The organism is Rhodococcus sp. SMB37 (genome assembly GCF_004345605.1).
In the GTDB taxonomy this organism is placed as follows: Bacteria; Actinomycetota; Actinomycetes; order Mycobacteriales; family Mycobacteriaceae; genus Rhodococcus.
Genome location: NZ_SLVY01000001.1, coordinates 548,390 through 562,615 on the forward strand (window position 1 = coordinate 548,390; position 14,226 = coordinate 562,615).

Sequence of the window (14,226 nt, forward strand, 5' to 3'; positions counted from 1 at the left end):
CACTCCCGCACAGCGGGACAACATCCACCTGTCGAGACCACCGCACTCAAACTAGAATGAATACTAATTCCGGTTCGGAGCCGCTTCCGAGGAGCCGAACCGACCGAACACGGGAGACTTTCCATGAGTGAATCTGTCAGCCTGGCCGGACGCGCGGCAGTAGTCACGGGCGCCGGAGCCGGCCTCGGCCGCTCCGAGGCTCTCGCACTGGCCGCAGCCGGTGCTGCCGTCGTCGTCAACGACATGGGCGACGCTGCACACGCGGTCGCGGAGGAGATCGTTGCGGCAGGCGGACAGGCGATCGCCGTGACCGGTGACGTGTCCGACTGGTCGCTCGGTGGCCGCCTCGTCGAGGAGTCCGTCAAGGCATTCGGCTCGTTCGACATCCTCGTCAACAACGCCGGCATCATCCGCGACAAGATGATCTTCAATCTCACCGAATCCGATTGGGACGACGTGATTCGCGTGCACCTCAAGGGCCACGCCGCAACCTCCCACGCTGCCGCGGTCCACTGGCGTGCAGCCAGTAAGGAGACCGGTGGCCCCGTGTACGGCCGCGTCATCAACACCTCGTCGGAAGCATTCCTGTTCGGTTCAGCCGGACAGCCCAACTACTCGGCAGCCAAGGCCGGCATCACCGCACTGACACTGTCCACCGCGCAGGGACTCTCCCGATACGGCGTGACCGCGAACGCGATCTGCCCCCGCGCCCGGACGGCGATGACCGCCGAAGCCTTCGGCGAGGCCGACTCCGCGACCGCCGGTCTCGACCCGCTCGCACCCGAGCGCGTCGGCACCCTCGTCTCGTACCTCGCCTCCCCCGCCTCGCACGAGATCAACGGCCAGGTGTTCGTGGTGTACGGCAAGATGGTCGCGCTCATGGCATCCCCGAAGGTCGAGAACCGTTTCGACGCGGCAGGTTCCGCATTCACGGTGGAAGAGCTCGACGAGCAGCTGTCGTCGTACTTCACCGGCCGCGGCCAGTACGAGACCTACGCTGCCTACAGCATTGCGGAACTGGAGAAGGCCGCACTCGCACTCGACTGATCACTTCACCCGAAGGAGCACGGCATGAGACTTGCAGGGAAGGTCGCGATCGTCACCGGCGGAGCCGGCGGTATCGGTCGCGGTATCGTCCGAGCATTCGCCAAGGAGGGCGCGCGCGTCCTCGTCGTCGACATCGACGAAGCCAAGGGCGCCGCCCTCGAGACCGAACTCGACGGCGCAGGGAAGTTCTTGAACATCGATATCTCCCAGAAGGACAGCGCCGCACTGATTGTCGACGCCGCTGTACAAGCGTTCGGGAAGGTCGACGTACTCGTCAACAACGCTCATGCATCCCGGCAGGCACCGCTGCTCGAGACCACTCAGGAAATGCTCGATCTGTCGTTCGGGACAGGCTTCTACCCCACCCTCTGGCTCATGCAGGCGGCACACGCACAACTCGCCGCGAATCAGGGTTCGGTGATCAACTTCGCGTCCGGAGCAGGCATCGACGGCAACGTGACGCAGACGTCGTACGCCGCAGCCAAGGAAGCGATCCGCGGGATCAGCCGGGTCGCCGCCAACGAGTGGGCCCCCGACAACATCAACGTCAATCTCATCTCGCCGCTCGCCTTGACGGAAGGCGTCGAGGCATACATAGAGGCCAATCCCGGCGTGGAGGAGGTGTTGCTCGCCAAGACACCGCTGCACCGGTTCGGCGACCCCGAATCCGACATCGGACGTGTCGCGGTGTTCCTCGCGAGCGACGACGCGTCGTACATCACCGGCCAGACCCTGATGGTCGACGGCGGCAGCATCAAATTGCGCTAGCGGGACCCTTCGCCGAACAGACCTCGGCCCCGGCAGGGTTTCCTGCCGGGGCCGAGTCGTGTCGTTGGACTCTCAGGCGCTCTTGTCGCGGCGTTCGCGGTCGGGCTTGCGCGGCACGATCGTCGGCAGCACGTTGTCGGTCACGGTTTCCGCGGTGATGACGACCTTCTCGACGTCGTCGCGGCTCGGGATGTCGTACATCACCGGCAGCAGGACCTCTTCGATGATCGCTCGGAGCCCGCGTGCGCCGGTACCACGCAGGATTGCCTGGTCGGCGACGGCTTCGAGTCCGTCCCTGGTGAAATCGAGTTCCACACCGTCCATCTCGAACAGTCGCACGTACTGCTTGACGAGTGCGTTCTTCGGCTCCGAGAGGATCTCGACGAGCGAGTCCTTGTCGAGGTTGGTCACCGACGCGACGATCGGCAGGCGGCCGATGAACTCGGGAATGAGCCCGAACTTGATCAGGTCTTCCGGCATGACGTCGGCGAAGTGATCGGTGGTGTCGATCTCGGCCTTCGACCGCACCTCCGCGCCGAAGCCGATCCCCCGCTTGCCAACGCGGTCGGAGACGATCCGCTCGAGACCCGCGAAGGCGCCGGCGACAATGAACAGCACGTTCGTCGTGTCGATCTGGATGAACTCCTGGTGCGGATGCTTGCGACCACCCTGCGGGGGCACCGATGCCTGCGTGCCCTCGAGGATCTTCAGCAACGCCTGTTGGACGCCCTCGCCCGACACGTCGCGGGTGATCGAGGGGTTCTCGCTCTTACGCGCGATCTTGTCGACCTCGTCGATGTAGATGATGCCGGTCTCGGCGCGCTTGACGTCGTAGTCGGCCGCCTGGATCAGCTTGAGGAGGATGTTCTCGACGTCCTCACCGACATAACCGGCCTCCGTCAGGGCGGTGGCATCGGCGATCGCGAACGGCACATTGAGCATCTTCGCGAGAGTCTGGGCGAGGTAGGTCTTACCGCAGCCCGTGGGTCCGAGCAGAAGGATGTTCGACTTGGCGAGTTCGACCGACTCACCGCGTGCGTCGCGAGTCTTGTCGCCTGCCTGAATGCGCTTGTAATGGTTGTAGACGGCCACTGCGAGCGACCTCTTCGCAGAATCCTGGCCGATCACGTAATTGTCGAGGAATTCCCGGATCTCGGCAGGCTTGGGCAGTTCGTCGAGTTTGACCTCACTGGTTTCGGCGAGTTCCTCCTCGATGATCTCGTTGCAGAGGTCGATGCACTCGTCGCAGATGTAGACCCCGGGGCCCGCAATGAGCTTCTTGACCTGCTTCTGGCTCTTTCCGCAGAACGAGCACTTGAGCAGATCCCCGCCGTCACCGATACGTGCCATCTGTCAGGTCCCTACTTCCTCGTGTGCGTGCAACCGATCCCGTGTCCGTCAACGAGCGCCGGCCCGGGGAGCGGGCCCTTTGATCGACCGTACCCGGACTCCGGTACGCGGGTCGACAGGTTCTCCGCGTTTCCGGTCATATTTGTGCGCGCCGATCATGGCGCAACTCACACCCTGCACAACGGCCCGGCCGAACACACTCAGGAGATTCGACCGGGCCGGGTGTGACTTATGCCTGAGCAGACAACTTGCGGTATTCGAGCACGTTGTCGATCAGACCGTACTCGACTGCCTCGGCTGCCGTGAGGATCTTGTCCCGATCCGTGTCCTTGCGGATCTGCTCGGGATCCTTGCCGGTGTGCTTGGCCAGCGTCGTCTCCATCAGACGACGCATGCGCTCGATCTCCGCGGCCTGGATCTCGAGGTCGGAGACCTGGCCTTGGATGCCGCCGGTGGCGGGCTGGTGGATCAGCACGCGGGCGTTCGGCAAGGCGAGTCGCTTGCCCGGCGTGCCTGCCGCGAGCAGCACGGCTGCAGCCGATGCCGCCTGGCCGAGGCACACCGTGGTGATGTCGGCGCGGACGTACTGCATGGTGTCGTAGATCGCCATCAGCGACGTGAACGAACCACCGGGCGAGTTGATGTACATGGTGATGTCGCGGTCGGGGTCGAGCGACTCGAGCACGAGCAACTGCGCCATGACATCGTTCGCGGACGCATCGTCGACCTGGACGCCCAGGAAAATGATGCGCTCCTCGAAGAGCTTGTTGTACGGGTTGGATTCCTTGACGCCGTAGCTCGAGTGCTCGATGAACGACGGGAGGATGTAACGGCTCGCCGGTGAATTCGGGGCCTGGCCGCCGAGCTGGCGCGGATCGAACATGTTGGTCATCGCTTCTCCAAGAAAGTGTGGGACGTGGAGCGGGTCGGGGCCTCGGGAACTAGTTCGACGTGCCGCCGGCCTGCTGGGCCCGCGCGACGACGTGGTCGACGAAGCCGTATTCGAGTGCCTGCTGCGCCGTGAACCAGCGGTCGCGGTCCGAGTCGAGGGTGATCTGCTCGACGGTCTGCCCGGTGTGCTCGGCGATCAGCTCGGCCATCTCACGCTTGGTGTGTGCGAACTGCTCGGCCATGATGGCGATATCGCTGGCAGTACCACCGATACCGGCAGACGGCTGGTGCATCATGATCCGCGCGTGAGGCAGAGCGTAGCGCTTGCCCTTGGTGCCTGCCGAGAGGAGGAACTGGCCCATCGAGGCAGCCAAGCCCATCGCAAACGTCGCCACATCGCACTCCACGAACTTCATCGTGTCGTAGATCGCCATGCCCGAGGTGACCGAACCACCCGGGGAGTTGATGTACAGCGAGATGTCGCGGGTCGGGTCTTCCGCCGACAGCAGCAGGATCTGCGCGCAGAGCTTGTTGGCGATGTCGTCGTCGACCTGCGTGCCGAGGAAGATGATGCGCTCACGGAGCAGGCGTTCGTACACCGAGTCGCTGAGGTTCAACCCAGCGGTGGCCGAGGTCATCGTCGGACCGATGGATGTCGCCGGATTCTGAGGAGTCACGGGTACCTGCCTTCTCGTCAATCGTGGATTGCTGTCACTGACACTAACGAAACAGGGCGGCACCGGATGCCCGGTGCCGCCCATCTTCGCTCAAAGCGGAAAAGATCCGACTACTCGGATACCTTCTCCTCTGTCGCCTCGGCGTCCTCGGCAGCCTCATCCGAGTCGGCCTTCGCGCCACCGAAAAGCTCGGAGGTGTCGACGGTCGCGCCGGTGGTGTCGGTGACATCGACCCGGTCGACGACCGTGCCGAGAGCCTTGCCGCGGCGGACGTCGGCGAAGATCGCGCCGAGCTGGTTTGCCTGGCTGATCTGCTGGATGAACTGCTCCGGCGGGATGCCGTAGCGCTGCGCCTGGAAGAAGATGCGCTCGGTCAGCTCTTCCTGCTCGACCGTGGTGTTCTCCGACTCGGCGATCGCGTCGAGGAGCAGCTGGGTCTTGACGGACCGCTCTGCCGACTCGCGGGCTTCCTTGTCGAACTCCTCGCGGCTCGAGCCCTGAGCTTCGAGCAGCTTGTCGAGCTCGGCCTCGTTGTGGTCGAGCTCGTGGATCGCGTCGTGCAGTGCGCTGTCGATCTCGGCCTGAACGACGGCCTCCGGCAGCGGAACCTCGACCTTTTCGAGGAGCTCATCGAGCACCTTGTCGCGGATCTGACCGGCCTGCTCGACCTGCTTGACGCGGCCGACACGCTCACGCAGGTCTGCCTTCAATTCGTCGAGGGTGTCGAACTCGCTGGCGAGCTGCGCGAACTCGTCGTCCTCAGCGGGCAGTTCACGTTCCTTGACCGAGTTCACCTTGACGGTGACGACGGCTTCCTTGCCCGCGTACTCACCCGCAACGAGCGTGGAGGTGAACTCCTTCGACCCGCCGGCCTCGAGACCGATGATGGCCTCGTCGAGACCCTCGATGAGCTGCCCGGAGCCGACCTCGTGGGACAGGCCCTCGGTGGCGGCCTCGGTGACCTCTTCGCCGTCGACCGTGGCCGACAGGTCGATCGACACGAAGTCGCCGTCCTGCACGGCGCGCTCGACACCGGTGAGGGTGCCGAAACGCTGGCGCAGAGAGAGCAGCTGCTCTTCGATGTCCTCGTCGGAGATCTCGACGGGATCGACGGTGACCGCGATCTCGGAGAAGTCGGGAAGCGTGACCTCGGGGCGCACGTCGACCTCCGCCGCGAAGACCAGTTCGACGTTGTCCTCGAGCTTCGTGATGTCGATCTCCGGCTGGCCGATGGCCTTGACCTCGTTCGCGGTCACTGCCTCGGAGTAGCGCGACTGGATCGCGTCGTTGACGACCTGCTCGAGCACCGCACCGCGACCGACGCGAGCCTCGAGGATCTTGCGTGGGGCCTTGCCGGGACGGAATCCGGGGATCCGCACCTGGCCGGCGAGGGATTGGAAGGCGCGGTCGAAATCAGGCTGGAGCTCCTCGAAGGGCACCTCAACATTGATACGGACTCGCGTCGGGCTCAGCTGCTCGACGGTGCTCTTCACGGACATGACTCCTTCTTGTCGTGCTCTTGTCGGTCGATCGTTCTCACTACTGAGCGCCCTGACGCTGTTCGATCTGGTCGGGATGACAGGATTCGAACCTGCGACCCTCCGCTCCCAAAGCGGATGCGCTACCAAGCTGCGCCACATCCCGTCGTACTGCTCCCGCCGTGGTGCCGGGAGCCGGAGTGAATCCTACGGCCCCCCGATTATGAAATCCAAAGCCGGGTTCGGTACAGTCTCATCCTGCAAGCGGCGAGCGCCGGAGAGCACCGGAAAACCACCTGGTGAACACCGACAAAGCCGCAAGCGCGGGGATGTAGCTCAATGGTAGAGCCCCAGTCTTCCAAACTGGCTACGCGGGTTCGATTCCCGTCATCCCCTCCAAGAGAACCGCCCGCGATCTCCTCGAGATCGCGGGCGGTTCTCGTTTCTGCAGCCGTCGGATCACCGTTTCGACTCGATCCTCGGGTACCGACTCGAATCCGAGACCGAACGCCCGCCTGCTGTGAGAGCGTCGCCAGTGTGAGCGAGACACCCGACCGCACGTCGATGAGGTCCGGCGAGGCGGCAGCAGTGTCCGCCGTCGCCGTCGCCGCCCCGCGGTCTTCCGTCGTCGCAGCAGTCCTTCTCGACGCCGTTCCGGAATGGGATCGCGTCACAGCGATGCTCGCGCCCGGAAATCTGGAAGCAGCAGCATTCCGGCACCGGGTGGTCGAGGTCCCCATCGGGCTCGATGCCACCCGACGCAACGGCGACCTCGACGACACGCCGTGGCATCTCGACCGGGTGTCACTGACGGGCACGGCCGGGTTCTCGGACGTGCTGTCGCTGTCTCCCACGGTTCCCGAGACCATCGACCTCCATCGTCCGAGCTGGGGCCTCACCCTGGTGGACGGGCTCACCGGTGGACAGGCGGCACTCGTGATCAGCATCGTCCGCCCCGAACGCAACGGGCACAGTGCACCCGCGCAGAACAACGGCGACCAGCACGGCTCGGTGTGGTCGTGGCTGCGCAGCCTCACGGAACACACCGCGGAGGCAATTCGCTCGTCGACCGAGCTCGTCGTGGACAGCACCACCGGATTGGTGAAGGCGATCGTCGCGCCCACGTCACAACCCCTCCCACAGCGCGCGATCCCGATGGGCGGACCGCACCGTCTACACACTCTCGACATCCCCGGACGCGAGATCCGCGACGCAGCGGATCGCGCCGGCTGCGGACTCGAAAGCGGTGTCGCGGCTGCGGTGCTCCTCGGATATGCGTCGTACCGGCACACCCACGGCTCGCCCGCGGACGATCTGTTCGCCGCGATCCCGGGCACCGGATCCGAGGAGCCCGCCCAGGTCGCGCTCGGCGGCACCGAGATCGACGACGGGCCGGTGGCCTTGATGCAGCGCATCGATCGCGTGAGCGCGGGCATGCCCGACGACCCGAGTGTGCTTCCCGCGACTCGAATGTTCGGTCACGACGACGTGCTGACCTGCACGGTCCCTGGTTCAGCGACAACCCTGTTCGTAGCGGGCGCGGGTATCGACCGCTATTACGGTTTCGGCCGCACCCTCGGATCGGCGATCAACGCGACACTGATGTCCTACCGCGACATGTGCTGCGTCGGGCTCACCGTCGACCCCGCCGCAGTGCCCGACAACAAGGCCTTCGACGAGTGTCTACGGACGGGTCTACGGACCGTCCTCGACAGCTGATCGGATCGGTACGCTGGAGCCTGTACCGAACGCACTGTTGTTGACGCGCTGTTGCTACTGCACTCGCCGTCGTGAGGGGCCACCGTGGAACTTCTGCTCATCGTCGCCGCCTTGGCTGTCGTGGTGTACTTCGTATCCCGCTCGCAGAAGAGCACCACACGACACGCTGCCGGAAACCTCGACGACGCCAAGGCCGACGCTCGTCAAGCCATCGAACGGCTCGGCGGCCAGATCTACAACCTCACCGGTACCGACGACGCCTCCCGTCAGGCCCTCGCCGACGCCGCCGAGCGCTACACAGCGGCCGGCTCGCAGATCGACCAGGCGCAGTCCCCCGTCCAAGCTCGGCTTGCGAAACAGACCGCGCTCGAAGGTCTGTACTACATTCGCGCTGCCCGCACCGCGATGGGCATGGATCCGGGGCCCGAGATTCCCACTCTGGACGGCCAGAAGTCGGCGGGTGCCGTCACCGAGGACCGGCAGGTCGAGTTCGAGGGTCGCCAGGTCGCAGCGTCACCGTCCCCGTCGGCGCGCACCCCCAACTACTATCCGGGCGGCCGCGTCGCGGGTCGGCCGGTTCCCGCAGGTTGGTACTCCGAGCCGTGGTGGAAACCCGCGCTGGTCGCGGGCGCATGGGGTGTCGGTTCGATGCTGCTGTTCTCATCGTTGTTCGCAGGCATGGCGGGTGTGCCGTACGACGCGCAGGCATTCGAGAGCGGCGCGGCGGACGGCTCGGACGGCGCATCCGGTGACGACTTCGGCGGTGGAGACGACATCGGCGGCGACGGATTCGATGGTGGAGACAGCGCAGGTTTCGACGGCGGCGACGGATTCGGTTTCGACGGGTTCGATTTCTGACGTCGACGATGCTCGGTCAGACCGGCTGGCAGACCGGGCACCAGAACAGATTCCGTGCGCCCATCACCTTGTGGAGCACCGGCGTGCCGCACACCCGGCACGGTTCCCCTGCGCGCCGGTACACGTAGGTGCGGGGCCGATCCTTTGCATACGCCGGTGCGCCGTGGTCGTGTTCGGGGCGCACGACGTGCATACGCCCTCGTTCCATCCCCACGTGCATCAGCTCGACGAGGTCGACCCAGATCTCGTCGAATTCGGCGCGTGAGAGGTTCTTGCCAGGGCGTCCGGGGTGGATTCCGTGCCGGAACAGCACTTCGGCGCGGTACACGTTGCCGACTCCCGCGATCACCGACTGGTCCATGAGCAGGCCACCGATCGGACTACGGGACCGGCTGATCCTCGCCCATGCCTGCTCCGGATCGGCGTCGGCGCGCAACGGGTCGGGGCCGAGACGCGCTTCGATCGCGTCGACCTCGCCCTCGGTAAGGACCTCGCATGCGGCCGGTCCGCGCAGGTCACTGCCGTGTCCGGACCCGATCATCCGCATGCGAACCTGCCCCGTGGGTTCCCCGAGAGGGAGTTCGGAATCGGTGAACGCCCCGTAGATTCCGAGGTGCACATGCACCGTCAGCGCACCCTCGTAATGATGGAACAGGTGCTTACCCCACGCGTCGGCGTGCGTGAGAACCCGTCCGTTCACCGTCGCCGCGCCGTCGACGAAACGCCCCTGGGGGCTGGACACCCGCACCGGCGCACCCGCATACCAATCGTGGTGCAACCGGGCGAGCCGGTGCAGGATGTGTCCTTCGGGCACCGGATCAGTTCGCGCCCGGCACCGCGGGTGCGTCGCCGGACTTCTCGTACTCGGCGAGGATGTCGATGCGACGCTGGTGCCGCTCCTCGTTCGACCACTCGGTCGCGAGGAAGGCGTCGACGATCGCGAGGGTCTCCTCGAGGGAGTGCATCCGGCCGCCGATACCGATCAGCTGGGCATTGTTGTGCTCGCGGGCGAGCTTCGCCGTCTCGACGCTCCAGGCCAGCGCGCAGCGCGCACCGGGGACCTTGTTCGCGGCGATCTGCTCGCCGTTGCCGCTGCCGCCGAGGACGAGGCCGAGGCTGCCCGGATCTGCAACGGTGCGACGGGCTGCTTCGATGCAGAACGCCGGGTAGTCGTCGAGTGCGTCGTATTCGAAGGCACCGCAGTCGACGGCTTCGTGACCGTTCGCCGTCAGGTGTTCGATGATCTGATTCTTCCGTTCGAAACCGGCGTGGTCGGCTCCCAGGTAAACGCGCATGGGCAGAGTCTAGCCAGGAGCCCCCCGCGGACTTGAACCGCTGGCACTCCTCAGGAGTGAGGTTTCCCTCACCTAATCGGACCGGCTAAGTTGAGCGAATGTTCACATCACAAGGACGATCGGCACGCATCCTCCTGGGCGCGGCAGCTGCCGCCGCAGCCGTTCTCCTGTCTGCTTGCGGCTCGACCTCGTCCGACGAGGCGGCGCCCTCCGACGAGTCCTACACCGTGGAGCACGCCATGGGTGAGACGACGATCGAAGGCACTCCCGAGCGCATCGTCGTCATCGACTCCCCGCACCTCGACGCCCTCGTCGCACTCGGCATCACGCCGGTCGGCGCCACCGAATCGGGTGCGGCGACCGGTGTCCCCGCGTACCTCGCCGACGACCTCGAGGGCACCGAGATCGTGGGCCCCACGATGGAGCCCGACCTCGAGGCCATCGCAAGCCTGAACCCCGACCTGATCATCGGTGCACAGGTCCGACACGAGGCGCTCTACGAGCAGCTCTCCGCGATCGCTCCGACCGTCTTCTCCGTGAACTCGGGTACCGACTGGGAAGAACAGGCCCGCATCACCGCCGCCGCCGTGGGCGAGACGGACGAGATGGAAACCCTCCTCACCGGTGTCGAGGAACGCGCCGCGCAGATCGGCAAGGAGATCGGTGCCGAAGGTCAGACCGCTTCGATGGTGCGTTTCCGCCCGGACAACTTCCGCCTGTACGGTCCCGACACCTTCTCTGGCACGATCCTCACGCAGGTCGGGTACGACCTCGGTGCGGATCGCGCCTGGAACGAGTACTCGATGCTCGAGCTCAGCCCCGAGAACTACACCGAGATCGACGGCGACGTCGTCTTCTTCACCAATCCCGGCGGCGATCCGGCCGCGACCACAATGGCTGCGGTGACCGGTCTGTGGGGCGCACAGCCCGGAGTCGCGGCAGGAAACGTCCACGAGTTCGAGGACGAGACCTGGATGGTCGGCATCGGTGTGGTCGGCGCGAACACCATCCTCGACGACCTCGAGGCAACCCTGGGCTAACGCGGGCCCCCGCCCCCACCCCATCCCCAGCAGACCACCGAGCCCGGCGTCGTCGAACCCTCTCAGACGACGGCGGGCTCTCGATCTGCCTGCGCCTCGAGCTCCCGCACCAACGGCAGCACCTTGGCGCCGAAGTACTCGACTTCCTCCTGGAAGTGCAGGAAGCCCGCGAGAACAAGGTCGACTCCGCGGCGGCGGTACTCGACGATGCGCCGCGCGACCTGCTCGGGAGTGCCGATCAACTGCGTGCGAAACCGTCGTTGTACTGCACCAGATCCTCGAACGACGAGTCCGCCCACATGCCCTTGCCGTCGCCGGTGGACGAACCGGCCTGCTTGACTGCATTGCGGAATCCTTCGACCGCGGGCCTGTTCGCCTTGGCGACGATCTCCCGGAGCGTCTCGCGAGCTTCCTTCTCCGTGTCGCGGGCGATGATGAAGCCGTTGAGCCCCACTTTCACCTCCCGCTTGTGCGCGCGGGCGACCTCGCGCAACTCGTCGATCTGCGCGGTGATGCCGTCGTAGTCCTTGCCGTTGCTGAACAACCGGGTCGTTTCCGCCGCGCCGTGCCCGCGGGCCTCCCAATGCTTCTCGAACTGGGCGGACAGCCACTGCTCCGTGAAGTCCCCGACGTGATCACGCACAGCGGCGACCAGCGCCGCGACCTGCACGACCGTGTTCTGCGCGCCCTGCCCCGCCACGGGGTCGAAGGAAATCGCGGTGTCACCGATCGCCGCGACGACGTGACCACCGGCAGTTCGCCCGACACCTCGCCGCACCGTCGGGGTCACAGCACCGCGCAGCCACGAGTGCGGATCCTGTTCGATGACCCGCAACTGTTCGACCTCGACGGCGTCCTTCGGGAAGTACTCGCGGTAGAGGTCGACGACCGCCTGGCGGGCGCTGTGCGCGTCGGTGGCGGTGTCGAAACGCTCCACCCACGGCGAATCCGGCTTTGCGAATCCCCGGAAACTCCAGGACGGCCCGACGTCCTTGTGGAGATACGGGCCGATCCATGCCTCACCGAAATCGGCATGCAGATTGAAAACACTGTGGGTGCCGCCGGCGCTTCGATAGCCCCAGGTCTCGTCACTGTGATCGGGCCCCTGCAGGGTCACCATCAGCAACTGGCGCTGGGGCTCTGTGTAGACGGTGCGCTCCGCATCGAGCGGGAACAGCGACGCCAGGCCGCCCTTGCCCGTCGCCACCAGTGTCAGGTCGCTGCCGGACGCGATCTCGTCGAGACTGTCGAGATCCACTGTGCGCACCTCGAATCGACCACCACGGTCGTGAAATCGGCCGAGACGATCATCCGCACGCAGACGTACATCCACTCCCTGCGCGAGATAACGGAAGTCGGGATCGAATTCGAGCACCTCACCATAGGACTCCCCCACCCCGGCGTGCAGGCGCGCACTCATCCCGGTCGACAGCGGACCGTCGGCGTACAGATCCTCGATGATGTCTGCATCCGACTCCAGTGCACCCGCAGTGCCTGTGGCAGGTTCGATTCCGCCGCGGCCAGATCCATCAACAGTCCGAACAACTGCCGGACGCTCGCGCCGAAGCCCCCGTGCTCGACCGACACGCGCACCGCCCCGAAACGGGCTTCACGCAGCCACCCGACCTCTTCGAACGGCAGGCGCCGGGCCTGCTCCCGCGCACTCGCACCCTGAGCGACCCGGTCGAAGACCGGGGCGAAGCGCTCCCGGAGCTCCCGATCGGTCGCGGCCCTGCCATCGGTCACGGCATTCTCGATGGTCGCACTACTCACGGCGCACACTCCTCGTCGGACGGTCTCATCCACCCTGCAGTGCGGAGCCGACGATGGCGCCACTTCTGCTCTACCAGAATGTGATTCGACTCGACAGCGCAAAAGCCGCGCCGTGCCCGACGGCACGACGCGGCGTCGGCTCCGTCAGACGACTCCGTGGCGCGGGGGGGTGGGTACCGCTCAACGTCCATCGGCCGAGTGCTGCAACTTCCATCGGGTTGCATCGTGCAGGGTATGTGTGCGGGCATCACGCCAGTACCGCGCCAGATTGGCCGAACCCGACGCGCTGCGGGTGCCACCGAGCTCGAACAACGCGTTCGCAGCCTCGAGTGCCGCGCGGGCCGCGCGGGCCGCGCGGGCCGCGCGGGCCGCGCGGGCCGCGACGACCTTGGCCGTCGCGACCTCGATGGATGCCTCAGCGGTCGTATCCTCGGTCGGAGTCGCCCGTGCCGCATCGACCGCACGCGCGGCAGCGGCGAGGAGCACCTGCGCAGACCGCACCGTCACGGTGGCCTCACCGGCGAGCTGAATCAGCAGGGGTCTTCGACGGCACGTCGGACGTCGGCCTCGAAGTGCGGTCGTGCGCGTCTCGCCTGGACTGTGGCTTCCACCAATGCGCCGGTGGCGATTCCCACGTCGATCGCAGCGTGGACGAGCTGGGCCTGGGCACCGTAGGTGGTCGGCCCCGAGAAGAGCGGCGAATACGGCACCACCGACGACGCGGGCACCGCGATGTCGTCGAGGACCACGGTGCCGCTCGCAGTGGTGCGCTGCCCCATTCCGTCCCAGTCGTCGACGATCGTGAGACCGTCGGTCCCGCGAGGAACGAACGCGATCACCTTGGGGGTGCCCGCATCCGGCGTATCCGAATCGTCGGACAGGCTGGCGCGCACCACGATCACGTCCGCGAACAAGGCGCCGGTGCTGTAGAACTTGCGGCCCGACAGGATGTAGTCGTCGCCCCGGCGACGCAGCACCGTGGTGTCGACGTTGATCGGGTGCGGTCCACGCTCGCTCTGCGCGTTGGCCAGCAACGTGCCGCCGAGGACCTTGCCGTAGAAGAAGCGACACTGTTCGGCACTACCCTGCGTGCGCAGCGCCTCGAGAAAGGTGAAATGCGACTGCGGGATCTGTGCGATGCTCGGATCCGCCGCAGCGAGCAGACCGGATTCGGCGAGGGCACGCACCTCGTCGCGCGGCAGGTCTCGGTTCGCGTCGCGCTGCCCGGCCTCGGCGGCGAAACTGTCGGCCAGCTGCGCAGCGACGCGGAGAGCCTCCTCGCAGCTCCCGAGCCGGGCTGCCGTCGTCGACGCCGTCACCGTGTGCCCGC

11 protein-coding genes, 2 tRNA genes and 4 pseudogenes are annotated in these 14,226 nt (G+C 66.1%); 6 read left to right on the forward strand and 11 right to left on the reverse strand.

The genetic code is table 11. The features are described from left to right. The first annotated feature begins 123 nt into the window (after window positions 1-123). Complete coding sequence (locus tag EV641_RS02640) at window positions 124-1,047, forward strand: 3-oxoacyl-ACP reductase (protein WP_132470663.1); 924 nt, start codon at window positions 124-126, stop codon at window positions 1,045-1,047. 24 nt (window positions 1,048-1,071) lie between these two features. Beyond that, window positions 1,072-1,815 carry an SDR family oxidoreductase gene (locus EV641_RS02645; RefSeq protein WP_054716291.1) on the forward strand — a complete coding sequence of 248 codons (744 nt, stop codon included), beginning with the start codon at window positions 1,072-1,074 and terminating at the stop codon, window positions 1,813-1,815. Between the two features lie 72 nt (window positions 1,816-1,887). On the opposite strand, the gene clpX is transcribed toward EV641_RS02645, so the two are convergent. From clpX to EV641_RS02670, 5 genes are all read right to left on the reverse strand, one after another. After that, a complete protein-coding gene (gene clpX, locus EV641_RS02650) occupies window positions 1,888-3,165 on the reverse strand; it encodes an ATP-dependent Clp protease ATP-binding subunit ClpX (protein WP_132470664.1) in 1,278 nt (425 codons plus the stop codon). 229 nt (window positions 3,166-3,394) lie between these two features. Next, complete coding sequence (locus tag EV641_RS02655; protein WP_054716287.1) at window positions 3,395-4,057, reverse strand: ATP-dependent Clp protease proteolytic subunit; 663 nt, start codon at window positions 4,055-4,057, stop codon at window positions 3,395-3,397. 49 nt (window positions 4,058-4,106) lie between these two features. Further along, entirely contained in the window at window positions 4,107-4,733 is a 627-nt protein-coding gene (locus EV641_RS02660) for an ATP-dependent Clp protease proteolytic subunit (protein WP_132470665.1), read from the reverse strand. A gap of 110 nt (window positions 4,734-4,843) precedes the next feature. Further along, window positions 4,844-6,232 carry a trigger factor gene (gene tig, locus EV641_RS02665; protein ID WP_132470666.1) on the reverse strand — a complete coding sequence of 463 codons (1,389 nt, stop codon included), beginning with the start codon at window positions 6,230-6,232 and terminating at the stop codon, window positions 4,844-4,846. A gap of 68 nt (window positions 6,233-6,300) precedes the next feature. Beyond that, window positions 6,301-6,377: transfer RNA gene (locus EV641_RS02670), tRNA-Pro, on the reverse strand. Window positions 6,378-6,536: 159 nt separating this feature from the next. Here EV641_RS02670 and EV641_RS02675 point away from each other — a divergent pair. The 3 genes from EV641_RS02675 (at window position 6,537) to EV641_RS02685 (ending at window position 8,788) form a co-directional block, all read left to right on the forward strand. Continuing rightward, window positions 6,537-6,610, forward strand: a tRNA-Gly gene (locus EV641_RS02675). A gap of 138 nt (window positions 6,611-6,748) precedes the next feature. Further along, window positions 6,749-7,930 (forward strand): WS/DGAT domain-containing protein, encoded by a 1,182-nt coding sequence (locus EV641_RS02680; protein ID WP_054716284.1) that lies wholly within the window; start codon window positions 6,749-6,751, stop codon window positions 7,928-7,930. 84 nt (window positions 7,931-8,014) lie between these two features. Continuing rightward, window positions 8,015-8,788 (forward strand): DUF1542 domain-containing protein, encoded by a 774-nt coding sequence (locus EV641_RS02685; RefSeq protein WP_132470667.1) that lies wholly within the window; start codon window positions 8,015-8,017, stop codon window positions 8,786-8,788. A 16-nt stretch (window positions 8,789-8,804) separates the two neighbouring features. Here the strand turns inward: EV641_RS02685 and EV641_RS02690 are convergent, their stop codons facing one another. Beyond that, entirely contained in the window at window positions 8,805-9,602 is a 798-nt protein-coding gene (locus tag EV641_RS02690; RefSeq protein WP_132470668.1) for a zinc finger domain-containing protein, read from the reverse strand. A gap of 4 nt (window positions 9,603-9,606) precedes the next feature. Next, window positions 9,607-10,083 carry a ribose-5-phosphate isomerase gene (locus EV641_RS02695; protein ID WP_054719228.1) on the reverse strand — a complete coding sequence of 159 codons (477 nt, stop codon included), beginning with the start codon at window positions 10,081-10,083 and terminating at the stop codon, window positions 9,607-9,609. A 98-nt stretch (window positions 10,084-10,181) separates the two neighbouring features. Between EV641_RS02695 and EV641_RS02700 the strand changes: the two genes are divergently transcribed. Continuing rightward, window positions 10,182-11,123 (forward strand): iron-siderophore ABC transporter substrate-binding protein, encoded by a 942-nt coding sequence (locus EV641_RS02700; protein ID WP_054719225.1) that lies wholly within the window; start codon window positions 10,182-10,184, stop codon window positions 11,121-11,123. A 62-nt stretch (window positions 11,124-11,185) separates the two neighbouring features. On the opposite strand, the pseudogene EV641_RS29380 reads toward EV641_RS02700, so the two are convergent. From EV641_RS29380 to EV641_RS02715, 4 pseudogenes are all read right to left on the reverse strand, one after another. Further along, window positions 11,186-11,664 (reverse strand): annotated as a pseudogene (locus EV641_RS29380) (LLM class flavin-dependent oxidoreductase); the annotation flags it as partial. Continuing rightward, a pseudogene (locus tag EV641_RS29385) lies at window positions 11,662-12,627 on the reverse strand (styrene monooxygenase/indole monooxygenase family protein); the annotation flags it as partial. The pseudogenes EV641_RS29385 and EV641_RS29380, both read right to left, overlap by 3 nt. Next, window positions 12,588-12,896: pseudogene (locus EV641_RS02710) on the reverse strand (acyl-CoA dehydrogenase); the annotation flags it as partial. The pseudogenes EV641_RS02710 and EV641_RS29385, both read right to left, overlap by 40 nt. A gap of 180 nt (window positions 12,897-13,076) precedes the next feature. Continuing rightward, window positions 13,077-14,215: pseudogene (locus EV641_RS02715) on the reverse strand (acyl-CoA dehydrogenase family protein). Window positions 14,216-14,226: the final 11 nt, after the last annotated feature.